The following is a 24,102-nucleotide window of genomic DNA, read 5'->3' as shown; positions in this document are numbered from 1 at the left end:
ACGTTCTTCCGCTCACCGTTCTTGATCTGGACGATCTCTTCCTCGGGCACCTCGGAGACCACCGGCCGGCCGTTCGTGCGCCGACCCCGTCCCCACGGTGCGGCGCGCGGGTGGGCCGCCGTCATCCGCTCGGGCGACGGCCCACGTTCATCGGGCCTCGCTCCTCCGGGGGGTGGGCGGGGAGGCGGGGAGGCCGAGTGAGGGGAGTACGGCGCACTCGACGAAGCGGGTGAGGAAGGCCTCGTCCGAGTACCGCCCCTCCAGCAGTGACCTGGCGCGCATGGCGCCGATCACCTGCGCCGCGACGTAGTCCGCGGCTGGGTTGCCCGCCTCGATCTCGCCGCGCAGGACGGCGCGGTCCACCATGGCGTCGATCGCGGCGATCGACGGTGCGATCAGGGTGGAGCGGAGTGCGCCGAGCAGGTCCGGATTCTGGAGCGCGGCGTGACCGAGGGCGTGCATCAGTGCGGTGTCCTGGTCGGACGCCCCCTCCACGGTCCGCGCGACCTCGTGCAGGTCGCCGCTGAGGCTGCCGGTGTCGATGTCCGAGAGCAGCGTCCTGCGGGTGCAGCGCAGCGCGGCGACGACCAGTTCGGGCTTCGACCCCCACTGGCGGTAGAGCGTGGACTTCCCGCACCGGGTGCGCGAGGCCACGCCCTCCATGGTCAGCGCCTCGTAACCGCTCTCCCGGAGCAGGTCCAGCACGGCCGCGTAGAGCTCTTGTGCCCGCTCCGGTGTGATCTTCGACCGGCGTGACGCGGGTGCTGGCTCCTGTGCGGAAACGGGCGACGGCATCTTCTTCCCTCTCTGCGACTCTGCGGCGGGGGACCCCGGTACGCCAGTGTACCGATACGCGGGTGTACCGATACGCCGACGTATCGGTACACTGGCGTATCGATACGGCATGGACTGGCCATGCCGGCGTGATCACAGCGCACCGTCAGCAAAGGGGCACGGGTGATGCACACCCGCAGCGAGCGCGCGGACCGGGAGCCGGACACCTCAGCCCGACCGCCCCTCGTCCGCGAGCTCCTTCTGGTCGTGGGACTCTTCCTCGTCTACAAACTCGGCCGGCAGGCCGCGAACGGACGTGTCGAGGAAGCCTTCCGCAACGCCGGACACGTCTGGAAGTTCGAGCGGGCCGCCGGCCTCCCCGACGAGGGAGCCGTACAGGGTCTGCTCCTGCACAGCCACACGCTCGTCCAGCTGGCCAACACCTACTACGCGACCGTGCACTTCCCGGCCACGCTGGCCTTCCTGGTCTGGCTGTACCGGCGCCGGCCCCGCCACTACGTCTGGTCACGCCGCGTCCTGACCGCGCTCACCGGCGCCGCGCTCGCGCTGCACCTCCTCTTCCCGCTCGCTCCGCCGCGCCTGCTGCGCGCGGCGGGTCTCGTCGACACCGGTCAGGTCTACGGCCCCACGGTGTACGGCGACAGCCCCGCGACCGACTCCACGGCCAACCAGTTCGCCGCGATGCCCTCCCTGCACTTCGGCTGGGCGCTCGTGGTCGCCGTGGGGCTGATCGTCGCCACCCGCTCCCGGTGGGGCCTGCTGTGGCTGCTGCACCCACTGCTCACGCTGCTCGTCATAGTGGGCACCGCCAACCACTACTGGCTCGACTCGCTCGCGGTCTCGGCGCTGCTCGCCGTGGCCTTCGCCGCCCTCCGGCTGCCGCGCACACCACTCCCCGCGCACCAGCCCTGGCCCGCGGTCGTCCCCGCACGCGCCTACGCGCCCGCCGCCTACGCACGGCCTGGAGTACGGCGATGAACGCCACACTCGCAGCCGTGCTGCTCTCCCTCGTCTCGGCCGGGGCCTACGCGTCCGCCGCCGTGGCGCAGGCCAGGCTCGCGGCCGGTACCGGACCCTCCACCGGGGCACTGCGCCTGCTGGGCCGTGGCGCCTGGTGGTCGGCGGTCGGCCTCAACGCGGGCGGGGCGCTGCTGCACGTCGCCGCGCTGAAGTACGGGCCCCTCACACTCGTCCAGCCGCTCGGCGCGCTCACGCTCGTCGCCGCCGTCCCGCTCGGCGCCCACGCGGCCGGCCGCCGGGTCAGCCGCACGGAATGGCGCGGCACCCTCCTGACCCTCCTCGGCCTCGCGGCACTGCTGCTGGCCGCCGGCGGCGCCGCGCCGCACGACACCCTCAGCCTTCCCGAGGCCATGGGCGTGGGCGCCGTGACCATGGCACTCGTCGCCGCGCTCAGTCGCCCCGGGACCAAGCCGGGCCTGAGGCACGCGGCCGCGTCGGGCATCACCTCCGGCGTGGCCTCCGCCCTCACCCAGACCCTGACCGTCGCGGCCACCGACCACTCGGGCCCGTTGCTCAGCTGGCGGCTGGTGAGTGTGGCGCTGCTCGTCTCCTTCTTCGCCCTGGGCGGGCTGCTGCTCTCCCAGACCGCCTACCGGGGCGGCCTCGGCGCCCCGCTGGCCGTGGTCACACTCGCCAACCCGGTGGCCGCCGCCGCGATCGGTCTGGTCCTCCTCGGCGAACGACTCCAGGGCGGGCTCGCCGGGCTCGTCCCGGCGCTCGTCGGCGCCCTCGCCGCCGTGCGGGGCGTGATCCTGCTCAGCCGCGCCCAGGCAGCGAGCCCGTCCGAGGCCGCCCCGGTGCCGGCCGTACCGAGCTCGCCGTCACGAGTCGTCATCCCGGGCCCGGCGCCCACCGCGCCGCGCTCCGCCGAACCCCTCGTCCTGCGCGCGGAGTCGGCCGGGGCGCGGGGCGGTTCCCGCTGACCGGGACGTGCCCGTCAGCCCGTCCCGTCCCCTGATCCGGACGGCGGCCGAACTCCGCCGGGCACTGCGGAGGGGCCGTCCGGCGGGCCGGAACCGTCCAGGTCCTCGACCGCCCGGCTCAGCCACCCCGTCCAGAAGGTCTCCAGGTCGATCCCGCCGCGCAGCACCAGGTGCCGCAGCCGGTCCTCGTCCGACGTCCGCTCCGGGGAGAAGTCCCGCTTCTCGATCTCCAGGTACTCCGCCAGCCGCTCCAGGTGCAGCGCGAGGTGCCTGCGCAGTTCCCCCGCGAGCCCGCCGGCCCCGACCACCGCAGCCGCCCGCGTCCTGAGCAGCAGTGGATCGCGGACCGGTCGCGGGTCCTCGGGCAGCCGGACCCAGGCCGACAGTTCCTCGCGGCCCGCGGGCAGGACCTCGTACTCCTTCTTCTGCCCGCGGGCCGGCTGCGCCGCCGGCAGGACCCGGATGTGACCGGCCCGCTCCAGCCTTCCCAGCTCGCGGTAGATCTGCTGGTGCGTGGACGGCCAGAAGTAGCCGATCGACCGGTCGAACCTGCGCGTCAGCTCGAGCCCCGATGAGGGTTTCTCGAGCAGAGCGGTGAGGATCGCGTGCTGGAGTGACATGGAGTGAATCCTAGGGACGGCCGCCGGCGGGACCTCACAGCTCCGCGGCGACCTCCGTGCCCTGACGGATCGCGCGCTTGGCGTCCAGTTCGGCCGCCACGTCGGCGCCGCCGATCAGACGCACCGGCCGCCCCGCTGCCCGCAGCTCCTCGTACAGCTCACGGCGCGGTTCCTGACCCGCGCACAGCACCACGGTGTCGACCGGCAGCAGGCGCTGCTCCCCGTCCACGGTGAGGTGCAGGCCCTCGTCGTCGATCAGGTCGTACGACGCTCCCGCGATCATGGTCACGCCGCGGTGACGCATCTCGGTGCGGTGGATCCACCCGGTGGTCTTGCCCAGCCCGGCCCCGACCTTGGAGGCCTTGCGCTGGATCAGGTGCACCGTGCGCCCCGGCTTCGGACGCTCCGGGGCCCGAAGCCCGCCACGGTCCGCGTAGTCGGTGTCCACGCCCCACTGCCGGAAGAAGACCTCCGGGTCCAGGCTCGCCCCGTCGCCGCCGTCGGTCAGGAACTCGGCGACGTCGAAGCCGATGCCGCCCGCTCCCACGATCGCGACCCGGTCCCCGACCGGAGCGCCGTCGCGCAGGACGTCCAGGTAGCTGACCACGCTGGGGTGCCCGACGCCCGGGATCGCGGGGGAGCGGGGCTCGACCCCGGTGGCGAGGACGACCTCGTCGAAGCCATCGAGCGCGGCGGACGTGGCCCGGGTGCCGAGCCGGAGGTCTACCCCCTCCTCGGCGAGCCGGGTGCGGAAGTAGCGCAGCGTCTCGTCGAACTCCTCCTTGCCGGGGACCCGGCGCGCGACGTTCAGCTGGCCGCCGATCTCGTCGGCCGCGTCGAACAGCGTCACCGCGTGCCCGCGCTCGGAGGCCGTGACCGCGCACGCCAGCCCCGCCGGCCCGGCGCCCACCACGGCCACGCGCTTGCGGACCCGGGTCGGGGAGATCACCAGCTCGGTCTCGTGGCAGGCGCGCGGGTTGACCAGACAGGAGGTGATCTTCAGGCTGAAGATGTGGTCCAGGCACGCCTGGTTGCAGCCGATGCAGGTGTTGATCGCGTCGGCCCTGCCTGCGGCCGCCTTCGCGACGAAGTCCGGGTCGGCGAGGAACGGGCGCGCCATGGACACCATGTCCGCCCTGCCCGAGGCGAGGACCTCCTCGGCCAGTTCGGGGGTGTTGATGCGGTTGCTGGTCACGAGCGGCACCGAGACCGCGCCGCGCACCCTCTCGGTCACCCACGTGAAGGCGCCGCGCGGCACGGACGTGGCGATGGTCGGGATACGGGCCTCGTGCCATCCGATGCCGGTGTTGATGATGGTCGCTCCGGCCGCCTCGATCTCACGGGCGAGGCTGACCACCTCTTCCAGCGTGGATCCCCCGGGTACCAGGTCGAGCATGGACAGCCGGTAGATCAGGATGAAGTCGGGGCCGACCCGCTCGCGGACGCGGCGCACGATCTCGACGGGGAAGCGGATGCGGTTCTCGTACGAGCCGCCCCAGCGGTCCTCGCGGTGGTTGGTCGCGGCGACGACGAACTCGTTGATCAGGTAGCCCTCCGAGCCCATGACCTCGACACCGTCGTAACCCGCGCGCCGTGCGAGCTCCGCCGCCCGCACGAAGTCCTCGATGGTCTCATCGACCTCGTCGTCCGTCAGCGCGTGCGGGGTGAACCCGCTGATCGGGGCCTTGAGCGCGCTCGGCGCCACCAGGTCCGGGTGATGCGCGTAGCGCCCGAAGTGCAGGATCTGCATCGCTATCCGGCCGCCCGCCGCGTGCACCGCCGCGGTGACCTCGGAGTGCTGTTCCGCCTCCGCCTCGGTGGTCATCTTCGCCCCGCCAGGGAAGGAACACGCCCGCTCGCTGGGCGCGATCCCGCCGGTGACCATCAGGCCCACCCCGCCCCGGGCGCGTGCCGCGTAGAAGGCGGCCATGCGCTCGAAACCGTGCTCGACCTCCTCCAGGCCGATGTGCATCGACCCCATCAGCACGCGGTTGGGGAGCGTGGTGAACCCGAGGTCGAGCGGGCTCAGCAGGGTGGGGTACGGGCTCATCCGGGTCTCCTCGCAGGTGTCGTCGAGCCAGTTGTAGACCACCCGAACGAGATTGTGCAACAAGTTGCACAATGACATGCGTCGCAGTTCCCGCAAGGGAGCGCCACGGATGGAGTAACACCTCCGGACCCCGCCGCCCGGTCGGACGAGAGTGGATGGACACGGCTTCCGCCGCTCCTCCTTGTCGACAGGAGACACCCATGAGTTGCATCAACCGGCGTGACCTCGGACTTCTCGTACTCAGGGTCGGGACGGGAGCCGTCCTCGCCGCCCACGGCAGTCAGAAGCTGGGCGGCTGGTTCGGCGGCGGGGGTATCGAGGGGACCACGGCGGCGATGGAGGCCATGGGCTTCCACCCGCCGAAGCACAGCGCCCTGGCGGCCGGGGTCGGGGAGGCCGGCGGCGGCGTCCTGCTGGCTCTCGGCCTCGCGACCCCCGCGGCGGGTGCCGCGGCGGCCGGCACGATGGCCGGCGCGGTCGCCGTGCACGCGCCCGCGGGCTTCTTCGCGATGGGCGGCGGCTACGAGTACCCGGCGTTCCTCGGCTTCGTCGCCGCAGCCATCGGCGTGACCGGCGCGGGCCGCTACTCCCTGGACCACGCCACCCGGCACGTGCTCGACCAGCCGTGGATCGTCGCCCTCGCGTTCGCGGGCAGCGCCCTCGCGGCCGCCTCCGTGGTCGGCCGCCGCGCCAAGGCGCAGGCGGCGCAGGGCGACCCGGCCGACGAAGGCGCTTGAGGGCCGGCGCGTAATCCCCGGTGGGCGCGCGAGGGATTGCGGGACAGCCCTCGCCCCCCACTGCATTGATCGCCGTTTCAGGGGCATCAGGCAGTGCATGAATGCGAACGCACTGTCGATGAACGCACAAGGCAAGGCCCGAAGAGCCGCGCGCAGCCGGGCCATGGACCTGGGAGCCCGCGCCGGGTTCGTGGCGCGCGGGGTGATCTACCTCCTCGTGGGGACCCTCGCCCTGCGCATCGCCTTCTCGGACGGAGGCGGGAAGCAGGCCGACCGCGGTGGCGCCATCGCGGAGATAGCCGAGAAGCCCTTCGGCAGCGTCCTGCTCTGGGCGCTCGGTCTGGCACTCGCGGGGATGGCTCTGTGGCGGCTTTCCGAAGCGCTCTTCGGACAGGCGGGCCCCGACGGCGACAAGCCCACCAAGCGCGCCATGGCGGCCGGACGCTTCGTCTTCTACGCCTTCGTGTCGTACTCCGTCCTCTCCTACGCCGCCGGCGACAAGGGCAGCGGCAGCGGATCGAGCGACCGCCAGACCAACGACGTCACGGCACGTGCCCTCGAATGGACCGGCGGACAGTGGATCGTGGGCATCGGCGGCGCCGCGGTGGCGGGCGCGGGTCTCTGGATCGCCTACCGCGCCATCGCGCGCAAGTACCACAAGCACCTGAAGATGTCCGAGATGTCGAAGCGGACCCGTCAGGCCGTCGACGTCGTCGGCGTCTTCGGCGGCACCGTCCGGGGCGCCGTCTTCGCGACGGCGGGCGGATTCGCCATAGCGGCCGCGGTCCAGCACGAGCCGGGCCGCGCCAAGGGCATGGACGACACGCTGCGCTCGTTCACCGAGACGCCCGTAGGCCCGTGGCTGCTCGTCCTCGTCGCACTCGGTCTGGCCGCCTTCGGCCTCTTCTCCTGGGCCAACGCCCGCTGGCGCAAGGTCTGACCGGAGGGCGGCCACGGCCCGTCAGTCGAGGCCCCGTGCCTCCTTGAAGCGGGCCAGCCCCTCCGGCAGCCCGACCACCGGCTCCGGATAGTCGTAGCGGGCGCGCTCCTGCGCAGACAGTCTCCACGGCTCGTGCAGGGCGGACCCGGAGATCCCGGCCAACTCAGGCACCCAGCGGCGTACGTACGCGCCGTCAGGGTCGTAGCGCCTGGCCTGGGTCACGGGGTTCAGCACCCGGTTGGGCCGGCTGTCCGTGCCGGTACCCGCCACCCACTGCCAGTTGAGCTGGTTGTTGGCCACGTCCCCGTCGACGAGCAGCGCCAGGAAGTGACGCGCACCGGTCCGCCAGTCCACGTACAGGGTCTTGGCGAGGAAACTCGCGGTCAGCAGTCGGCCCCGGTTGTGCATCCAGCCCTCGTGGAGCAGTTGGCGCATGGCCGCGTCCACGACCGGGTAACCCGTGCGGCCCTCCCGCCAGGCGGCCGTCTCGTCCTCGGCCGCCCCGCCGGTGCGCCAATTGTCCTGCCGCGGACGGTAGTCGGAGCGGGAAGCGGCCGGACGGGCGGCGAGCACCTGATGGTGGAAGTCCCGCCAGCACAGCTGCCGCACGAACGCGTCCGCGCCCGGCCCGCCGGCGGTACGGGCCCGGTGGACCAGCTCGACGGGGGACAGCGTGCCGAAGTGCAGATGGGGCGAGAGCCGTGAGGTCGCGTCACCCGCGAGGTCGTCGTGGAGCTCCTCGTAGGAGGCGATACCGCCCCGACGCCACGAGGCGAGACGCCTGCGGCCCTCCGCCTCCCCGCCCTCGGCCAGCCCCGGGGAAGTCCCGGTGACCGCGGCCCTCGACGGGAGCGCGGCGGAGTCCGCGCCCTCCTCCGGCACCCGCACGGCGCGCGGCGCCCTGAACGGTTCACGCAGTCCCTCGGCCGACCACCGGCGGAAGTAGGGCGTGAACACGGCGAAGTGGTCCTTCCCGGAGCCCGAGGGGACCACGGCACCGGGCGCGACCGCCGTGACCACCGCGTCGTGCACCCGCAGCCGGCAGCCGATCGACGCGAGGGCCGCGCGCAGCCGCTCCTCGCGGCGCTGGGCGAAGTCGCTGACACCCGCCGCCATATGGACCTCGCCCGCACCGGTTCCCGTCACGATCCGGCCGACCTCGTCGGCCACATCACCCTTGCGTACGACGAGGTGTCCGCCGCGCTCGCGGAGTCCCGCGTCCAGGTCCCGGAGGCAGTCGGCCAGGAAGGCACGGCGGTTCGGGGCGCCGAACCCTGCTGCCTCCACGGCCTCGTCCACGACGAACAACGGCACCACCTCGTCGGCGCAGGCGAGTGCGGCACGCAGCGGAGGATGGTCGTGGAGCCGCAGGTCGGAGGTGAAGAGTACGACCGCGACGCTCATGCGGGACCACCAGGCTTCCCCTGGGCCGCGGCGCGGGCGATGTTGCGGGCCATGCCGCCGAAGACCACCGCGTGGAACGGCGACACGCTCCACCAGTACGCGTGGCCGAGCAGGCCGAGCGGGTGGAAGACCGCCCGCTGCCGGTAGCGCGACCGGCCGTCCTCACCCGTCTCCGCGTACATCTCCAGCCAGGCCAGGCCGGGCAGCCGCATCTCGGCGCGGAGCCGGAGCAGGCGCCCCGGTTCGATCTCCTCGACCCGCCAGAAGTCCAGCGAGTCCCCGACCCTCAGCCGTTGGGCGTCGCGCCTGCCGCGGCGCAGCCCCACACCGCCCACCAGCCGGTCCAGCCACCCCCTGACCGCCCAGGCCAGCGGGAACGAGTACCAGCCGTTCACCCCGCCGATCCCCTCGACGACCCGCCACAGGGCCTCGGGCGAGGCGTCCACGTCGAGCTCGCGCACGTCCGTGTACAGACTGCCGCCCGCCCAGTCCGGGTCGGTGGGCAGCGGATCGCTGGGAATGCCCGGCGTCGAGGCCGAGGACCACCGGGTGGTCACGTTCGCCTCGCGGACCCGGTTCAGAGCCAGGGAGAGGGCCGTGTCGAAGGAGAACGGCTGCCCGGGGCCGTCCGGGACGTACCGGGCGATGTCGTGTTCGTCGCACACCACCTCGTACCGCAGTGACTCGGCGAGCGGGCGGGCGAGGTTGCGGGGTACCGGGGTCACCATCCCGATCCAGATGCTGGACAGGCCCGGGCTGAGCATCGGCACGGGCAGGATGACCCGGCGCAGGCCTGCCACCCGTGCGTACTGCTCCATCATGTGACGGTACGTGAGGATGTCGGGTCCTCCGACGTCGAAGGCGCGGTTCACGTCGGGGGGCATGTGGGCGCTGCCCACGAGGTAGCGCAGGACGTCGCGCACCCCGATCGGCTGGATCCGGGTCGACACCCAGCTGGGCGTGACCATGACCGGCAGCCGCTCGGTGAGGTAGCGGAGCATCTCGAACGACGCCGAACCCGAACCGATGATGACCGCGGCGCGCAGCACGGTCGTGGGCACCCCCGACTCCAGCAGGATGTGCCCGACCTCGGCGCGCGAGCGCAGATGCGGTGACAACTCACGGGCGGGGACGTCGTCCGGGGTGAGCCCGCCCAGGTAGATGATGCGCCGGACACCCGCGGCGCGTGCCTGTTCGCCGAAGATCCGGGCCGCCTCGCGGTCGGTCTTCTCGAAGCCCGGGCCGCCGGCCAGCGCGTGCACCAGGTAGTAGGCGACGTCGATGTCCCGCATGGCGTCGGCGACGGAGTCCGCGTCGGTCACGTCCCCCTTGACCACCTCGGCCTGGCCGGCCCAGGGGTAGTCACGGAGCTTCTCCGGGCTGCGCGCCAGGCAGCGCACCCGGTGACCGGCTTCCAGGAGCTCGGGCACGAGCCGGCCCCCGATGTATCCCGACGCGCCTGTCACCAGGCACCGCAGCGCGTCGCCGCTGTCGTCCTTGCTCTCCATGACCCCTCGCTCCGGCTCGTTTCTCCTGCGTCCACCGTGTCCCCGTACGGGAGATTCCGCTTGTCGGAGCCGTTCCAACACGCCGAAGCCCACCCTAGGGGTGGTGGGGCGGACACCAGTGCGGGTGGACTTGGGCGCAGTCGGGCACGGACCACGGAGCCGGGGCCGGCCGTACCTGTCAGCCGGGGCCGGGCTTCTCGGTCGCCGTACCGCGGATGACCCGCGGGCCGTCCGCGTCGCCGGCCCGGGAGTCATCCGGTGCGGCGGGGGAGGAGCCGTCCGACTTCAGGGCCCGTGCCTCGCTCTTGAGGATCCGAGCCGACTTGCCCAGGGAGCGGGCGAGGTCGGGCAGCTTCCTGGCACCGAAGATCAGGACGACGAGGACGAGGAAGATCGCGATCTCGCTTATTCCGAACATGGCGGCTCTCTGCTTCCTGATCGATGGGGGGCGCGCTCCGGGCCGCTCCGGAGGCGGACCGGGACAGCCCGGAGCGCGCCAAATCTACAGCACTGTAGAGGGCTGCGGCAGTGCCCGCCGTGTCCGGCGGCTCAGCCTTCCTCGCCGCCCTCTTCCCCCTCGTCGCTCTCCTCGCCCTCGAAGAAGTCGCCCACCTCGTCGACGACTTCGGCGGCCACGAGTCCGCCCACGACGCCGACGGCGACGCCGGCCGCACCGGCGGCGACCACGGTGCCCATCCCCGGGCCCGACCGGTGGTGCTCCTGTCCGCCGGTGTGCCCGTGTGCGTACCCGTACGCGGCATGGGCGTCGTGCGGTGTGCGGGCATCGGCCAGCGCCCGGATCCGGCCGTCCATCTCGGTGACCCAGTCGCGGCCCCCCGCCTCGTGGTGGCCGACGGTGAACCGGCTGAGGCTGTCGCCGCCCTCCGAGAGGTGTCCGCCCCGACTGTCCGCCTCCAGTACGACCTCGATTCCGTCGGATCCGGCCAGGAAGGTCACCTCGATCTCGCCGATCCGGTCGGCGTACCGCGCCGAGGGCGAGAGCTCGATCTCCTGGTAGAAGGGCAGTTGCTGCCCGGTGCCGTGGATGTGTCCGAGCTCCAGGTCGGCGGACCTGAAGCCGAAGCCCAACTGCCCGAGTGCTTCGAGCACCGCTTCCTGGGCGGGCAGCGGCCTCACCGCGAGCCGGTCCAGGTCCCCCTTGTCCCTGGCGCCCGCCACGGAGAGCTCCGTGCGTACACCGAGGACGATTCCGAGGTCCTGGCCGTGCAGCTCGGTCACGGGGGTCTCCCAGGGGAGTGCCACGCTGAACGGGATGCCGAGTTCCTCGTCCTGGTGGAGGACGAAGCCGTCGGCGACGGTGAAGCGGGCGAAGACGACGCCGCCTTCGGACTCGCCCTCCTCGTGTTCCGCCTCGACGCGGGCGACGAGCTCCAGTGTGATGTGCTCGATCCTGGAATCGGCGGACCCGCCCCGCAGCCGGACCTCGCCGTCCAGGCTGCCGCCCGGTGCGGCGGCCCCCTGGGGCAGGGTCGTGTCCACGGTCGGGCCGCCCACGCCGAGTGAGCCGAGCAGCTTCTTGAACACCATCGTGGCGTTCACTCCTTCTTCCGTACGCGGAGAACGCTTTCAGCCGCGTTTCTACACAACTGTAGAAGCATAGGGGGCGGGTGTGCCCGGAAGGAGCTGTCCGCGTATGCCGCCCCCAGGAAGTCCGGAACTCGTCGTACGCGGCCGACGGGCGGGTGTCCCGTAGTCCCTGGTCCGGCAGGGGTTCGGGGGCGGCCCTTAGTATGGGGCGGTGGACAGTGCAGACGACCCTCGCGACGGCTCGCGCTCGCAGGCGACCGGGGTGTCGGAGCTCCAGGCCCTCGCCGTGGAGCTGCGCCGGATGAACGGCGAGATCAACCGTCTGGCCCACGCCTTCGCGCACGCGCAGGGTCTGCACGCCACCGATGTGCAGGCGCTCGGTGCGATCCTCGACGCCGACGAGCCTCTGACCCCCGGCCGGTTGCGCGAGCACCTCGGGCTGACTTCCGGCGCGGTGACGGCGTGCCTGGACAGGCTGGAGCGCGCCGGTCACATCAGGCGCGCGCGGGAGAGCGCCGATCGCCGTGTCGTGCACCTGTACTACCTGTCCGGGGCCAAGGCGGCCGCGCGGTCGTTCTTCATGCCCCTGGCCGAGGCGGCTGCCGGTGCGCGCTCCGCGTCCGAACCGCAGGAGCTCGAGGCGGCGCTCCGTTTCCTCGGCCGGATGAACGGGGAACTCGCCCGCATGCAGGTTCCCCGGGGCTGAACGGGGTACGCGGTGCGAAAGCGTCGGCCACGGCGTGTAATCTCAATCATTGAGATACATCATGATTAAGAGATCGCGGCCGATCCTGGAGTGCCATGTCCACCGCATCGAGGCCGGTCCGCCGGCTGATTGTTCTCCCCGTGTTGCTCGTCCTCGGCTGGCTGGTCGTCGGGGGCGCGTTCGGCTCGTACGCCGGAAAGCTCGGAGAGGTAGCCACCAACGACCAGGCGGCGTTCCTGCCGCAGAGTGCTGAATCCACCCAGGTCGTCGCCGACCAGAAGGCGTTCAGCAAGCAGGAGACCGTCCCCGCCGTCGTCGTCTGGACGTCCGACAAGGACGGCGGGCGGCTCGGAGCGGAGGAGCGGGAAGCGGCGACCGCCGCCCTCGCCTCCGTGGAGGGCGGCCCCGGGGTCGTCGGCAAGGTGACACCCGCTTTGCCGTCCAAGGACGGCAAAGCGCTGGAAGGCGTCGTCCAGCTGAGGCCGGACCTCGGCGACGAACTGCCGGACGCGCTCGCCGCCATCCGGGACGCCGCCGACCGGGTCCCCGGGACAGTGGCCCAACTGGCGGGCCCCGCGGCCTCCCAGGCCGACCTGTCGGACGCCTTCGCGGGCATCGACGGGCTGTTGCTCGGCGTCGCCCTGGTGACCGTGCTGGTCATCCTGCTCCTGGTCTACCGGAGCGTGCTGCTGCCCCTGATCATCATCATCGGCGCGGTCTTCTCGCTCGGCGTGGCCTGCGCGATCGTCTACGTACTCGCGGATCACGACGTGGTCCGGGTCGACGGGCAGGTCCAGGGCATCCTGTCGATCCTGGTCATCGGCGCCGCCACCGACTACGCGCTGCTGCTCACCGCGCGGTTCCGTGAGGAGTTGGGACGCCGGCCCGACCGGTGGACCGCGATGCGCGCCGCACTCCGTGAGTCTGCCGGGCCGATCACGGCCAGCGCGGCGACCGTGGCCCTCGGCCTGCTCGCCCTCCTGCTCAGCGACCTCACCAACAACCGTGCGCTCGGACCCGTGGGCGCCATCGGCATCGTGTGTTCCGTCCTGAGTGCGCTCACCTTCCTGCCCGCCGTCCTGGTCCTGCTCGGCCGGGCCGCGTACTGGCCGTCCGGGCCGAAGAAGGGGGAGTCCGAGGCCGACTCCGGTTCGAAGGGAATCTGGTCGAGGATCGCGGCACTGGTCGACCGCTCTCCCCGCAAGGTGTGGGCGATCACCCTGGTGGGCCTGCTCGCCTGTGCGGCGTTCATGCCGACACTGAACTCCAAGGGCGTGCCCCTGGAGGAGATCTTCGTCAACGACGCGCCCTCCGTCTCTGCGCAGGAGACCCTGAGCCGGCACTTCCCCGGCGGCTCGGGCAACCCCGCCGTCGTCATCGCCGACTCGGACCGGTCGCGGCAGGTGCTCGACGCCGCCCGTGAGGTCCCCGGTGTCGCGGGCGTCGCGGCCGTGACGGCCTCCGGGCGTCCGGGCAGTGGCGAACCGCTCGTCGTGGACGGCCGCGTGCGCATCGACGCGACCCTGGCTGACGCCGCGGACAGCGACGCCGCCAAGGAGACGGTCACGCGGCTCCGCGAAGCGGTCCACGCGGTGCCCGGAGCCGAGGCGCTGGTCGGCGGTTACACGGCGCAGCAGTACGACACCCAGAAGACCGCCGAACACGACCGGAACATCATCGTGCCGGTCGTGCTGGTCATCATCCTCGTCATCCTGATCGGACTGCTGCGGTCCCTGCTGATGCCGCTGCTGCTGGTCGCGACCGTCGCGCTCAACTTCCTGGCCACCCTGGGCATCTCGTCACTGGTGTTCCGGCACGTCTTCGGATTCAGCGGTACCGATTCCTCCGTACCGCTCTACGGATTCGTGTTCCTGGTCGCGCTCGGCGTCGACTACAACATCTTCCTGATGTCCAGGGTCCGCGAGGAGTCCCTGATCCACGGCACCCGGCAGGGCGTGCTGAGGGGCCTCACGACCACGGGCGGGGTCATCACCTCGGCCGGTGTCGTCCTGGCGGCGACCTTCGCGGCCCTGGGCGTCATCCCGCTCGCGTTCCTGGTCCAGATCGCCTTCATCGTGGCCTTCGGAGTCCTGCTCGACACCCTGGTCGTGCGCTCACTCCTGGTGCCGGCCCTGGTCAGGGACATCGGACGTACGGCCTGGTGGCCCGGCGCGCTGAGCCGGGAAGAAGGGGACAAGCACAACCACAAGGACAAGGAGTCGTCGGGCGGGGTGGAAGCCCTGTCTTAGCCGGGGCCCTGGTCCTGTGCCGGCCAGGTCCGAAGCGCTGTCGGCGTCCCGTCCCCGGTGGGGGCGGGACGCCGACGTGCGCCGCCCGGTGTCGGGCGGCGGCGGCAACACCCGCTGCCGACGGCCGTGGTGACGGTCCGAGGGATGTCCCGTGATCCGGGAAGGCCCTCAGTCGCGCCCGACGGCGGTGCAGACGCAGACCTTGTTGCCCTCGGGGTCGGCGAGCACCGTGAACGCCGGAGCCTGTGAGCCGTCGACGAGTGTGCCCCCTGCGGCGACGGCCGACGCGATTCGTCCGTCGGCCACCTCGGGAGCCAGCCACAGGTCCATGTGCCAGCGCTGGCGCGGAGTTTCGTGCGCGTCGGTCGGCTGGAACCAGACGCTCGGGACACGGTCCGACGGGTCGAAGACCGTGTCGTGGGCCACGTGGTCCGCGTTCCCGGTGAGCAGCGCCGCCCAGAACGGCCCGACCACCGCCTGGTCGGTGGTGTCGAGGGCGAGTTCCAACTGCGTCACCTCGCCTGGCAGGGCTGTCAGTTCGAAGGAGCGGGCGATCCCGCTGATGACGGCGGCGACCTCGAGATCCTTGTCGGTCACCCACCGGCCGCCCGAGCCGTCCACGCTGAACAGCGACACGTCCACGAGCCCTCCCCCCAGTCTGATCTCCGGCACGGCGTGGCCGGCGGCGGCCGCCGCCTGGGCGACCGCCGCCACGAACGCCGCACCCGCCACGTCGTCGTCCGCGCGGTAGCGGGCGGCGAGAGGCTGGGTGAGCTTGCGCCAGTCGCTGAGGTCGCGGGCTGTCCTCGCGAGGATCTCGGGTGTGCTGACAGGGTCCATGTCCTCGATGCTCCCAGGCGCGGCTGCCCCCTTCCAGCGGAGCCCGCGGACCACGTGTTGTGTCCCGTCGGGACAGATGTCCCAGTGGGACATTTTAAGGTGTAGAGTGCAACTATGAACGCGACAGGGAACGGACCGGACCGGCGCGGCCGCAAGGCGCGCAGGACCCGGGACGCGCTTGCCCGGTGCGCCCTCGATCTGGTCATCGAGCGCGGCCTGCGGAGCGTGACGGTCGAGGAGATCGCGGAAGCGGCCGACGTCGACCGGCGCACCTTCAGCCGGTACTTCCCGAGCAAGGAGGCCGCAGTCCTCGACGCGGTGCGGGGTGACGGCGACCGCATCAACCGGGCGCTCCGCGCGCGTCCGCCGGCCGAGCCACCGCTCACCGCCTATCGCCGGGCCGTCCTCGACTGGCTCGACGAACCCGAGGGCGACCCCTGGTACCTGCGGCCCCGCATCTTCGACCTGCTGGTCATGGCCGAGGAGGAACCGACCCTCTACGCCGCCTACCACCACATCCGGGTGGACGCCCAGGAGGAGTCGGTCACGGTTCTCGCGGAACGGCTCGACGTCGACCCGCGGCAGGACCTCCGTCCCGCCGTGGCCGTCGCCGCGGGGGCCGGAGCGCTCCTCGCGGCTCAGGCGGCATGGGTCCGGGGCGGCCGGCCGGCCGCCCTTCCCGAATTCGTCCATGCCTTCGACGCCCTCTCCGCGAACCTGCTGGAACCCCGGCAGCACGGGTCGGCGCCCCACAGCACCACGCAAGGAAGCGCATCATGAACACCAGTCTCCCCACCGCCTACGAGGCGGAGTTCAGCGGCAGGACCGCCCTCGTCACCGGCGGCGCCTCAGGCATCGGCCTCGCCCTCTCCCGGCGGCTCGCCGCGGGCGGTGCGACCGTCGTGGTCGCCGACCACGACGAGCGCAGCGCGCACAAGGCCGCCGACGAACTCCGGGCCACCGGTGCCCGCGCGGCCGCCGTCGTCCTCGACGTCACCGACCCCGCCTCCGTCGAGGCCGGTGTGCGGTTCGCCGTGGATTCCTTCGGCGCCCTGCACCTCGCCGTGAACAACGCGGGCATCGGCGGTCCCGCGCAGCCCACCGGCTCCTACGGGATCGAGGACTGGAACAGGGTCGTCGCCACCAACCTCAGCGGCGTCTTCTACTCGATGCGCTACGAGATCCCCGCCATCCTGGCCTCGGGAGGCGGGGCCGTCGTCAACATGTCGTCCATCCTCGGCACCAACGGCTTCGCGAACTCCCCGGCGTACGCGGCCGCCAAGCACGGTGTCGTCGGCCTCACCAAGACCGCGGCGCTCGAGTACGCGGCCCGGAACGTACGCATCAACGCCGTCGGCCCGGGATTCATCGACACGCCCCTGCTGCGCGACACCGACGGGCCGGCCCGCGACCACCTCGTCTCCCTGCACCCGGCCGGGCGCCTCGGCAGTTCGGAGGAGGTCGCCGAGCTCACCGCCTTCCTGCTCTCCGACCGCGCCTCCTTCATCCACGGCAGCTACCACCTCGTGGACGGCGGCTACTCCGCCTCCTGAGCCCCGAGTGGCGCATCGGGATCACGGGGGTCACAAAGGAAACACCGAGAACGAAGGAGAGTCATGAAGGCCGTCCAGTACCGCACCGTCGGCGCCGCCCCCGAGGTCGTCGAGATCCCCGAGCCCGTGGCCGGACCGGGCCAGATCCTGCTGAAGGTCAGCGCCGCGGGTGTCTGCCACTCCGACATCGCCGTGATGAGCTGGCCCGCCGAGGGCTTCCCCTACGAACTGCCACTGACGCTCGGCCACGAGGGCGTCGGAACCGTCGCCGCGCTCGGTGAGGGCGCCGAGGGCGTGGCGGTCGGCGACGCGGTCGCCGTCTACGGCCCATGGGGCTGCGGCACCTGCGTGAACTGCGCGGAGGGCCGGGAGAACTACTGCCTGCGCGCCGCGGACCTCGGCATCAACCCGCCGGGACTCGGCAGCCCGGGGGCCATGGCCGAGTACATGATCGTCGACGACGCCCGTCACCTGACACCGATCGGGGACCTCGACCCGGTCAAGACGGTCTCGCTGACCGACGCGGGTCTCACCCCGTACCACGCCATCAAGCGTTCGCTGCCTAAGCTGCTGCCCGGTGCGACCGCCGTGGTCATCGGTACCGGCGGTCTCGGGCACGTCGCCATCCAACTGCTGCGTGCCATGACCGCGGTGCGTGTCATCGCCCTCGACGTCACCGAGGAGAAGCTGGCACTCGCCCGGAAGGTCGGCGCCCACGAAGCCGTGCTCTCCGACGAGAACGCCGCCGCCAAGGTCCGCGAACTCACCGGCGGCACCGGTGCCAAGGTCGTCCTCGACTTCGTCGGCGCCGAGCCGACCGTGAGGACGGCGGGCGCGGTCGCCTCCGTCGACAGCGACGTCACCATCGTCGGGATCGGCGGCGGTCTGCTGCCGGTCGGATTCGGTGTCCTGCCGTTCGCCACGTCGGTCACCGCGCCGTACTGGGGTTCGCGCGGGGAACTCGCCGAGGTGATCGAACTCGCCCACGCCGGCTCGGTCGACGTACACGTCGAGACGTACTCCATCGACGAGGCCCCGCTCGCCTACGAGCGGCTGCACGCGGGCAAGGTCAACGGACGCGCGGTGATCCTGCCCAACGGCTGACCGCGGGCCGAAAGGCTCGCCGGAGCATCTGCGGACAGGCGCCCCGGCGAGCCTTTCGCATGGTCAGGGAGCGGCCGTCACCGCTTCTTCCGTCCTGGTCAGCCGCACCGGTTCGGTGCCGGACGCGCTGTGCCGCTCGGCCCAGTTCTCCAGCGCCGTACGGCAGGCGTGGTCCAGGTGGTGCAGGCCGGACAGGTCCAGCGCGATCGGGCGGTCGTCGGGCAGGGCCTCCAGGCTGTCGAGTATCTTCGGCAGCCGCAGGAAGGTCGCGTTGCCGGACAGGCGTGCCCGGATGCGGTCGTCGCTGCGGTCGACCACCTCCAGTCTGATGTGCGAGGCGTCCCACGCGGCCTTGGCCACCGAGAGCGCCAGACCGGTCAGGACGCCCTCGAACATGTTCACGGTCACGATCGCCACAGCGGTGACGACCAGGATCAGCGCCTCGCCGCGGTGCTCGCGCCACAGCGTCACGACCGCGCGCAGCGGGATCAGCTTCCAGCCCGCGTGGATCAGGATCCCCGCCAGGGCCGGCAGGGGGATGAGCCCCAGCGCCGACGGAAGCAGAGCCGCGAAGAGGAGCAGCCAGACACCGTGCAGCACCCGCGACGCCTTGGTCCGAGCGCCCGCCTGCACGTTGGCGGAGCTGCGGACGATCACGGCGGTCATCGGCAGGGCGCCCAGCACCCCGCACACGGTGTTTCCGGCTCCCTGCGCCATCAGCTCCTTGTCGTACTGCGTACGAGGCCCGTCGTGCAGCCGGTCCACCGCGGCCGCGCTGAACAGGCTCTCCGCCGAAGCGATCAGGGTGAAGGCCGCCACCGTCCCCAGGAGGCCGAGCCCGGCGAGTGCGCCGAACTCACCCGGCCCGGGCACCTGGACGGCGTCCAGCAGCCCCTGGACCCGGACCGTCGCGACCGGCAGGCCGAACACCAGCGAGACCGCTGTGGCCAGTACGACCGCGGCCAGCGCGCCAGGAACCGCGCGCACCCGCTTCGGCATCCTGTTCCACACCACCACCAGCACGATGGTCCCGGCACCGAGGGCGAGTGAGGTGAGCGCGGCGGCGCTGGACGCGGCCTCGGCGAGCAGCCCGGGAAGGCCGGTGATCTTGCCCGTGCCGGTGAGCGGGGCCTCGATGCCGGCGGCGGCGTAGAGCTGACCGGCGATGAGGACGAGGCCGATGCCCGCCAGCATGCCCTCGACCACCGAGACCGAGATCGCCCGGAACCAGCGGCCCAGCTTCAGTGCGCCCATGGCGAGTTGGAGCAGCCCTGTCGTCAGCACGATGACCCCGAGTGCGGGGAGTCCGAACGTCTGCACGGCTTCGAAGACGAGCACGGTCAGCCCGGCGGCCGGGCCCGACACCTGGAGACTGCTGCCGCGCATGAGGCCGGTGACCAGTCCGCCGACGATGCCGGTGATCAGCCCCAGCTCGGCGGGAACCCCGGATGCGACGGCCACGCCCACGCACAGCGGGAGCGCGACGAGGAAGACGACGAGTGACGCGGCGAAGTCCTGCCGCAGGTAGGGGAATTTCGTTCCACGGTCCACGGCGGCCCTCATCCGGTGCGGAAGGGGGCCGAGCGAACGTCGCCGGGCGGGGGTGCCCAGACGGCGGTGTAGCTGAGGCGCGGGGCCTCTGCCGTGCGGGGATCGACGAGAGTCTGCATACCAGTGGTTCCTCCTGGCGCGCCGGAGCGCGGCGCGTCGGTGTACGTACGAGAACTGGGAATCGGGAGGGCAGGACGACATGGCCCCGCAGCGCCGGGCACATGAGGCCGCGGGCGGGGCAGGTCTTCGAACGCCTCGGGTCAGCTCAGCAGCGGAACACTTGGAGTACGGGGGAGGAGTGCGCGGTCGAGGATCTTGAGGTGCGGTGCGCGTTGCCCATGGCCGCCACGGCGGAGGGGGCGAGCATGCCGACGGCGTCACTCGCCACGGCGGACCGCGAGAGCGCTTCGGGGGTGGAGGCGGCAGTGGACCGATGACGGTCACGGTGGCGCAGGAGGCCGTTCGCCTCGCCCCGGCGATCGGGTGCGCCGCAGGTGCCGTACTCCCGGGGGGACTCCTCCGGAGTCGTACTCGGGAGCCCGTCCGCCGGAATTCCCGAAGTGGACGCGTGGGCATCAAAGAGGTGTGCGGCGGGGAGCGGGAGCTGCGGTACGACAAGGAAGCCCATAAGGAGAACGAGTACGAACCTGACGGCCATTGCCCGCATCTTTCGCCTCCTCCCGCATCCCACTCCCTCCAAGGGACGCTAACAGGCCGAAGGGCTTATGGAGTTAACCTCTTGTGAAGAGTCCGAAATTCGATGTCGGAGCGAGTCGAAACATGCGCCGGGGCGCCGTTGGCCTGGGCAGGTACCACCGGACCCGCCCCTCTCCCGGCGGCGAGGCGTGAGGCTGTCCGCGATGTGCGTGGCTACTGAATCCGGAGGTGTGCAGAATGTGTGATATTCGCACATCGGTTCGGCTGCGCGAGGGTGGTGCGAGGGTAATCGGGTGACGGTGGAATGGGGCGGGGAAACCGGTTTCCATGCGGTCGGAATATCCACCACGGTTATGCGCCCCCGCACCACTGCCGCCGGGGCCGGCACTTCGTGCCCCCGGCGCCGGGGGCAGGTGCTGTGGGAGGGTGGACGCGTGAACTTGGAGGACCTCGTCCGGCTCCGCCGGGCCCGTGACCTTATGGACCGTGCATACGCGGAGCCGCTGGACGTCACCGCGCTCGCGCGCGCGGCCCTCATGTCGCCCGGCCACTTCTCCCGGAGCTTCCGGGCCGCTTACGGGGAGACGCCGTACAGCTACCTGATGACACGCCGGATCGAGCGGGCCAAGGCCTTGCTGCGCCGGGGCGACCTGTCGGTGACGGACGTCTGCATCGCCGTCGGCTGTACGTCGCTGGGGTCGTTCAGCTCCCGGTTCACCGAGCTCGTCGGCGAGAGCCCGAGTGCCTACCGTGCCCGCGACCACGAGCACGGTGCGGCCATCCCCGCCTGCGTCGCCAGGATCCACACACGACCGGTCAGGAACGGAGAAGCCGAACCCGGCCGCCACACGTAGCGTGAAGCGCATGGAAATCAAACTCTCCCAGTGCTTCATCGCCGTCGACGACCATGACAAGGCGCTCGCCTTCTACCGGGACGTCCTGGGCCTGGAGGTGCGCAACGACGTCGGGTTCGAAGGGATGCGCTGGGTGACGGTCGGCCCGCCGTCGCAGCCCGGCGTCGAGATCGTCCTCGAGCCGCCCCTCGCCGACCCGAACGCCTCGCCCGCCGACAGGAAGGTCATGGCGGAACTGCTGGCGAAGGGCCTGCTGCGCGGTGTCATCTTCAGCACCGACGACTGCGACGCCACGTTCGAGCGCATCCGAGCCGCGGGAGCCGACGTGCTGCAGGAACCGATCGACCAGCCGTACGGTGTCCGCGACTGCGCCTTCCGCGACCCCGCCGGCAACATGCTGCGTTTCCACCAGCCCCGGAAGCGGTGACGCCTGGCCCCGTCACGGGGCGGGCCGCGCTACGCTGCCGGGCCCGAACGCTCCTTGGTCCCGGCCGCCCGGCCCGACGCATTCGCCGGGCCTTCGGAGCAGCGGCACGGACGGAACCAGACGTACCGCCCGGTGGCGGCAGCCGTGTCGCGCCGAGCCGGGCAACGCCTTCGGGGGCCGAGGACACGGCCCCGCGCAACAGATGGAGACAGCAGGAGCATGGCCACGAGGACGGGCAAGCAGGTACCCGGGCTGGAAACCGCGGACAGCCACGATCTGATCCGTGTGCACGGAGCGCGCGTGAACAACCTCCAGGACGTCGGTGTCGAGATCCCGAAGCGCCGGCTCACTGTGTTCACCGGGGTCTCCGGCTCCGGTAAGAGCTCCCTGGTGTTCGGCACGATCGCCGCCGAGTCGCAGCGGCTGATCAACGAGACCTACAGTGCCTTCGTGCAGGGCTTCATGCCGACTCTCGGACGCCCCGAGGTCGACGTGCTGGAGGGGCTGACGACCGCGATCACCGTCGACCAGCAGCGGATGGGCGCCGACCCCCGCTCCACGGTCGGCACGGCCACCGACGCCAACGCGATGCTGCGCATCCTCTTCAGCCGCCTCGGCAAGCCGCACATCGGTCCGCCCAGCGCCTACGCCTTCAACGTCCCCTCGGTCAGGGCGAGCGGCGCGATCACCGTCGAACGCGGTGCCAGGAAGGCGGTGAAGGCGACCTTCAACCGCACCGGCGGCATGTGCACGCGATGCGAGGGCCGGGGCACGGTCTCCGACATCGACCTCAGCCAGCTCTACGACGACTCCAAGTCGATCGCCGACGGCGCGTTCACGATCCCCGGCTGGAAGTCGGACAGCTTCTGGACCGTCCGTGTCTACGCCGAGTCGGGTCTCCTCGACCCCGACAAGCCGATCCGGAAGTTCACCAAGAAGGAGATGCGGGACTTCCTCCACCACGAGCCGGTCAAGGTGAAGGTCGAGGGCGTCAACCTCACCTACGAGGGGCTCATCCCCAAGATCCAGAAGTCGTTCCTGTCCAAGGACAAGGAGGCGATGCAGCCGCACATCCGGGCGTTCGTGGAGCGCGCGGTCACCTTCACCACGTGCCCCGAGTGCGACGGAACCCGGCTCAGCGAGGGCGCCCGGTCGTCGAAGATCGAGCGGACCGGCATCGCCGACGCCTGCGCGATGCAGATCAGCGACCTCGCCGAGTGGGTCCGCGGCCTCGAACACCCGTCGGTGGAGCCCCTGCTCACCGCACTGCTGCGGACCCTCGACTCGTTCGTGGAGATCGGCCTCGGCTACCTCTCGCTCGACCGGCCGTCGGGGACCCTGTCGGGTGGCGAGGCGCAGCGCGTCAAGATGATCCGTCATCTCGGCTCCTCGCTCACCGACGTCACCTATGTCTTCGACGAACCCACCATCGGCCTGCATCCGCACGACATCCAGCGGATGAACAACCTCCTGCTGCGACTGAGGGACAAGGGCAACACGGTCCTCGTCGTCGAGCACAAGCCCGAGACGATCGTGATCGCCGACCACGTCGTCGACCTGGGACCCGGCGCCGGTTCCGAGGGCGGCACCATCTGTTTCGAGGGCTCCGTCGAGGAGTTGCGGGCCGGCGGCACCGTCACCGGCCGCCATTTCGATCACCGCGCCGCGCTGAAGGAGACGGTGCGCAAGCCCGTCGGCGCGCTGGAGATCCGCGGGGCCACGGCGCACAACCTCCGGAACGTCGACGTCGACGTGCCGCTCGGGGTGCTCGTCGTCGTCACGGGTGTCGCGGGCTCCGGCAAGAGCTCCCTCGTACACGGATCGATCCCGGCCGGCGAGGAGGTGGTGTCCGTCGACCAGAGCCCGATCCGAGGCTCCAGGCGGAGCAATCCGGCGACGTACACCGGACTGCTCGATCCGATCCGCAAGGCCTTCGCCAAGGCCAACGACGTCAAGCCGGCCCTTTTCAGCGCCAATTCGGAAGGTGTCTGCCCCACGTGCAACGGCGCAGGCGTCGTCTACACCGACCTGGCGATGATGGCCGGTGTCGCCACCGTCTGCGAGGAGTGCGAGGGGAAGCGGTTCCACGCGTCCGTACTCGACCACCACCTCGGCGGACGTGACATCAGCGAGGTGCTCGCGATGTCGGTCGCCGAGGCCGCCGAGTTCTTCGGCGCGGGCGAGGCCCACACGCCGGCCGCGCACCGCGTCCTCGGCCGGCTCGCCGACGTGGGACTGGGCTACATCCGCCTCGGCCAGCCGCTCACCACGCTGTCCGGCGGTGAGCGGCAGCGGCTCAAGCTGGCCACGCACATGGGTGACAAGGGCGGTGTGTACGTCCTCGACGAACCGACCGCCGGTCTCCACCTGGCCGATGTCGAGCAGCTGCTCGGCCTGCTCGACCGGCTCGTCGACTCCGGCAAGTCGGTCGTCGTCGTCGAGCACCACCAGGCGGTGATGGCGCACGCCGACTGGATCATCGACCTCGGTCCCGGGGCCGGCCACGACGGCGGCAGGATCGTCTTCGAGGGCACCCCGGCCGACCTGGTCGCCGACCGGTCGACTCTGACCGGTCAGCATCTCGCGGCCTACGTGGGCGCCTGACGGAGTGCCGGG

The 24,102-nt window shown here is 71.5% G+C and carries 22 protein-coding genes; 12 read left to right on the top strand and 10 right to left on the bottom strand.

All coding sequences use genetic code 11. The features are described 5' to 3' along the window. Positions 1-147: 147 nt before the first annotated feature. On the bottom strand, positions 148-795 hold the full coding sequence (locus AB0I83_RS30450; RefSeq protein ID WP_363306929.1) for a TetR/AcrR family transcriptional regulator: 648 nt from the start codon (positions 793-795) through the stop codon (positions 148-150). A gap of 162 nt (positions 796-957) precedes the next feature. Between AB0I83_RS30450 and AB0I83_RS30445 the strand changes: the two genes are divergently transcribed. After that, the gene (locus AB0I83_RS30445; protein WP_363306928.1) at positions 958-1,773 is read left to right on the top strand and encodes a phosphatase PAP2 family protein; all 816 of its coding nucleotides are present in this window, start codon (positions 958-960) and stop codon (positions 1,771-1,773) included. Continuing rightward, complete coding sequence (locus tag AB0I83_RS30440) at positions 1,770-2,738, top strand: hypothetical protein (RefSeq protein ID WP_363306927.1); 969 nt, start codon at positions 1,770-1,772, stop codon at positions 2,736-2,738. The genes AB0I83_RS30445 and AB0I83_RS30440 overlap by 4 nt, the downstream gene beginning before the upstream one ends. Before the next feature lie 14 nt (positions 2,739-2,752). Here the strand turns inward: AB0I83_RS30440 and AB0I83_RS30435 are convergent, their stop codons facing one another. Then, complete coding sequence (locus AB0I83_RS30435; RefSeq protein ID WP_363306926.1) at positions 2,753-3,358, bottom strand: PadR family transcriptional regulator; 606 nt, start codon at positions 3,356-3,358, stop codon at positions 2,753-2,755. 34 nt (positions 3,359-3,392) lie between these two features. Continuing rightward, entirely contained in the window at positions 3,393-5,408 is a 2,016-nt protein-coding gene (locus AB0I83_RS30430; RefSeq protein ID WP_363306931.1) for an NADPH-dependent 2,4-dienoyl-CoA reductase, read from the bottom strand. 200 nt (positions 5,409-5,608) lie between these two features. Here AB0I83_RS30430 and AB0I83_RS30425 point away from each other — a divergent pair, with 200 nt between their 5' ends. Both AB0I83_RS30425 and AB0I83_RS30420 read left to right on the top strand, forming a co-directional pair. Beyond that, complete coding sequence (locus tag AB0I83_RS30425) at positions 5,609-6,145, top strand: DoxX family membrane protein (protein ID WP_363306925.1); 537 nt, start codon at positions 5,609-5,611, stop codon at positions 6,143-6,145. Between the two features lie 97 nt (positions 6,146-6,242). Further along, positions 6,243-7,085 carry a DUF1206 domain-containing protein gene (locus AB0I83_RS30420; protein ID WP_356538115.1) on the top strand — a complete coding sequence of 281 codons (843 nt, stop codon included), beginning with the start codon at positions 6,243-6,245 and terminating at the stop codon, positions 7,083-7,085. Positions 7,086-7,106: 21 nt separating this feature from the next. On the opposite strand, the gene AB0I83_RS30415 is transcribed toward AB0I83_RS30420, so the two are convergent. The 4 genes from AB0I83_RS30415 to AB0I83_RS30400 form a co-directional block, all read right to left on the bottom strand. Then, entirely contained in the window at positions 7,107-8,489 is a 1,383-nt protein-coding gene (locus AB0I83_RS30415; RefSeq protein ID WP_363306924.1) for a deoxyribodipyrimidine photo-lyase, read from the bottom strand. Continuing rightward, complete coding sequence (locus tag AB0I83_RS30410) at positions 8,486-9,997, bottom strand: SDR family oxidoreductase (protein ID WP_363306923.1); 1,512 nt, start codon at positions 9,995-9,997, stop codon at positions 8,486-8,488. Before AB0I83_RS30410 ends, AB0I83_RS30415 begins: the two co-directional genes overlap by 4 nt. A 178-nt stretch (positions 9,998-10,175) precedes the next feature. Further along, positions 10,176-10,415, bottom strand: a complete 240-nt coding sequence (gene tatA, locus AB0I83_RS30405) for a Sec-independent protein translocase subunit TatA (RefSeq protein WP_356538121.1) — start codon at positions 10,413-10,415, stop codon at positions 10,176-10,178. A 131-nt stretch (positions 10,416-10,546) separates the two neighbouring features. Beyond that, positions 10,547-11,545 (bottom strand): sporulation protein, encoded by a 999-nt coding sequence (locus AB0I83_RS30400; RefSeq protein WP_363306922.1) that lies wholly within the window; start codon positions 11,543-11,545, stop codon positions 10,547-10,549. A gap of 211 nt (positions 11,546-11,756) precedes the next feature. Between AB0I83_RS30400 and AB0I83_RS30395 the strand changes: the two genes are divergently transcribed. After that, positions 11,757-12,251, top strand: coding sequence for a helix-turn-helix domain-containing protein (locus AB0I83_RS30395; RefSeq protein WP_363306921.1), 495 nt, complete (start codon positions 11,757-11,759; stop codon positions 12,249-12,251). A 95-nt stretch (positions 12,252-12,346) separates the two neighbouring features. Beyond that, a complete protein-coding gene (locus AB0I83_RS30390; RefSeq protein ID WP_363306920.1) occupies positions 12,347-14,500 on the top strand; it encodes an MMPL family transporter in 2,154 nt (717 codons plus the stop codon). A gap of 168 nt (positions 14,501-14,668) precedes the next feature. Here the strand turns inward: AB0I83_RS30390 and AB0I83_RS30385 are convergent, their stop codons facing one another. Continuing rightward, a complete protein-coding gene (locus AB0I83_RS30385; protein WP_356537942.1) occupies positions 14,669-15,340 on the bottom strand; it encodes a VOC family protein in 672 nt (223 codons plus the stop codon). A gap of 114 nt (positions 15,341-15,454) precedes the next feature. Between AB0I83_RS30385 and AB0I83_RS30380 the strand changes: the two genes are divergently transcribed. The 3 genes from AB0I83_RS30380 to AB0I83_RS30370 all read left to right on the top strand — a co-directional run bounded on the left by AB0I83_RS30380 (position 15,455) and on the right by AB0I83_RS30370 (position 17,997). After that, entirely contained in the window at positions 15,455-16,120 is a 666-nt protein-coding gene (locus AB0I83_RS30380) for a TetR family transcriptional regulator (RefSeq protein ID WP_363306919.1), read from the top strand. Then, complete coding sequence (locus AB0I83_RS30375) at positions 16,117-16,893, top strand: SDR family NAD(P)-dependent oxidoreductase (RefSeq protein ID WP_363306918.1); 777 nt, start codon at positions 16,117-16,119, stop codon at positions 16,891-16,893. Before AB0I83_RS30380 ends, AB0I83_RS30375 begins: the two co-directional genes overlap by 4 nt. Before the next feature lie 63 nt (positions 16,894-16,956). Next, positions 16,957-17,997: an NAD(P)-dependent alcohol dehydrogenase gene (locus AB0I83_RS30370; RefSeq protein ID WP_356844304.1), complete on the top strand. Its 1,041-nt coding sequence runs from the start codon at positions 16,957-16,959 to the stop codon at positions 17,995-17,997. Positions 17,998-18,060: 63 nt separating this feature from the next. Here AB0I83_RS30370 and AB0I83_RS30365 read toward each other — a convergent pair whose 3' ends face one another. Together AB0I83_RS30365 and AB0I83_RS30360 are read right to left on the bottom strand one after the other, a co-directional pair. Next, positions 18,061-19,560, bottom strand: coding sequence for a SulP family inorganic anion transporter (locus AB0I83_RS30365; RefSeq protein ID WP_363306917.1), 1,500 nt, complete (start codon positions 19,558-19,560; stop codon positions 18,061-18,063). A gap of 253 nt (positions 19,561-19,813) precedes the next feature. Continuing rightward, positions 19,814-20,215, bottom strand: a complete 402-nt coding sequence (locus AB0I83_RS30360) for a hypothetical protein (protein WP_363306916.1) — start codon at positions 20,213-20,215, stop codon at positions 19,814-19,816. Between the two features lie 424 nt (positions 20,216-20,639). Here AB0I83_RS30360 and AB0I83_RS30355 point away from each other — a divergent pair, with 424 nt between their 5' ends. The 3 genes from AB0I83_RS30355 to AB0I83_RS30345 all read left to right on the top strand — a co-directional run bounded on the left by AB0I83_RS30355 (position 20,640) and on the right by AB0I83_RS30345 (position 24,090). After that, a complete protein-coding gene (locus AB0I83_RS30355; RefSeq protein WP_356537932.1) occupies positions 20,640-21,059 on the top strand; it encodes a helix-turn-helix transcriptional regulator in 420 nt (139 codons plus the stop codon). Between the two features lie 10 nt (positions 21,060-21,069). Further along, positions 21,070-21,486, top strand: coding sequence for a VOC family protein (locus AB0I83_RS30350; protein WP_356537930.1), 417 nt, complete (start codon positions 21,070-21,072; stop codon positions 21,484-21,486). Positions 21,487-21,705: 219 nt separating this feature from the next. Then, positions 21,706-24,090 carry an excinuclease ABC subunit UvrA gene (locus AB0I83_RS30345; protein WP_363306915.1) on the top strand — a complete coding sequence of 795 codons (2,385 nt, stop codon included), beginning with the start codon at positions 21,706-21,708 and terminating at the stop codon, positions 24,088-24,090. Positions 24,091-24,102 lie beyond the last annotated feature (12 nt).

Origin of the sequence: Streptomyces sp. NPDC049970 (assembly GCF_040660235.1) — a bacterium.
In the GTDB taxonomy this organism is placed as follows: domain Bacteria; phylum Actinomycetota; class Actinomycetes; order Streptomycetales; family Streptomycetaceae; genus Streptomyces.
The sequence above is the reverse complement of the archived record's forward strand: the minus strand, read 5'-3'. Positions and strand labels throughout refer to the sequence as shown.

Coding starts and splice junctions, on each gene's coding strand:
- AB0I83_RS30450 (WP_363306929.1), bottom strand. CDS start 795: ATGCCGTCGCCCGTTTCCGCACAGGAGCCAGCACCCGCGTCACGCCGG.
- AB0I83_RS30440 (WP_363306927.1), top strand. CDS start 1,770: ATGAACGCCACACTCGCAGCCGTGCTGCTCTCCCTCGTCTCGGCCGGG.
- AB0I83_RS30435 (WP_363306926.1), bottom strand. CDS start 3,358: ATGTCACTCCAGCACGCGATCCTCACCGCTCTGCTCGAGAAACCCTCA.
- AB0I83_RS30430 (WP_363306931.1), bottom strand. CDS start 5,408: ATGAGCCCGTACCCCACCCTGCTGAGCCCGCTCGACCTCGGGTTCACC.
- AB0I83_RS30425 (WP_363306925.1), top strand. CDS start 5,609: ATGAGTTGCATCAACCGGCGTGACCTCGGACTTCTCGTACTCAGGGTC.
- AB0I83_RS30420 (WP_356538115.1), top strand. CDS start 6,243: ATGAATGCGAACGCACTGTCGATGAACGCACAAGGCAAGGCCCGAAGA.
- AB0I83_RS30415 (WP_363306924.1), bottom strand. CDS start 8,489: ATGAGCGTCGCGGTCGTACTCTTCACCTCCGACCTGCGGCTCCACGAC.
- AB0I83_RS30410 (WP_363306923.1), bottom strand. CDS start 9,997: ATGGAGAGCAAGGACGACAGCGGCGACGCGCTGCGGTGCCTGGTGACA.
- tatA (WP_356538121.1), bottom strand. CDS start 10,415: ATGTTCGGAATAAGCGAGATCGCGATCTTCCTCGTCCTCGTCGTCCTG.
- AB0I83_RS30400 (WP_363306922.1), bottom strand. CDS start 11,545: ATGGTGTTCAAGAAGCTGCTCGGCTCACTCGGCGTGGGCGGCCCGACC.
- AB0I83_RS30390 (WP_363306920.1), top strand. CDS start 12,347: ATGTCCACCGCATCGAGGCCGGTCCGCCGGCTGATTGTTCTCCCCGTG.
- AB0I83_RS30385 (WP_356537942.1), bottom strand. CDS start 15,340: ATGGACCCTGTCAGCACACCCGAGATCCTCGCGAGGACAGCCCGCGAC.
- AB0I83_RS30380 (WP_363306919.1), top strand. CDS start 15,455: ATGAACGCGACAGGGAACGGACCGGACCGGCGCGGCCGCAAGGCGCGC.
- AB0I83_RS30375 (WP_363306918.1), top strand. CDS start 16,117: ATGAACACCAGTCTCCCCACCGCCTACGAGGCGGAGTTCAGCGGCAGG.
- AB0I83_RS30370 (WP_356844304.1), top strand. CDS start 16,957: ATGAAGGCCGTCCAGTACCGCACCGTCGGCGCCGCCCCCGAGGTCGTC.
- AB0I83_RS30365 (WP_363306917.1), bottom strand. CDS start 19,560: ATGAGGGCCGCCGTGGACCGTGGAACGAAATTCCCCTACCTGCGGCAG.
- AB0I83_RS30360 (WP_363306916.1), bottom strand. CDS start 20,215: ATGCGGGCAATGGCCGTCAGGTTCGTACTCGTTCTCCTTATGGGCTTC.
- AB0I83_RS30350 (WP_356537930.1), top strand. CDS start 21,070: ATGGAAATCAAACTCTCCCAGTGCTTCATCGCCGTCGACGACCATGAC.
- AB0I83_RS30345 (WP_363306915.1), top strand. CDS start 21,706: ATGGCCACGAGGACGGGCAAGCAGGTACCCGGGCTGGAAACCGCGGAC.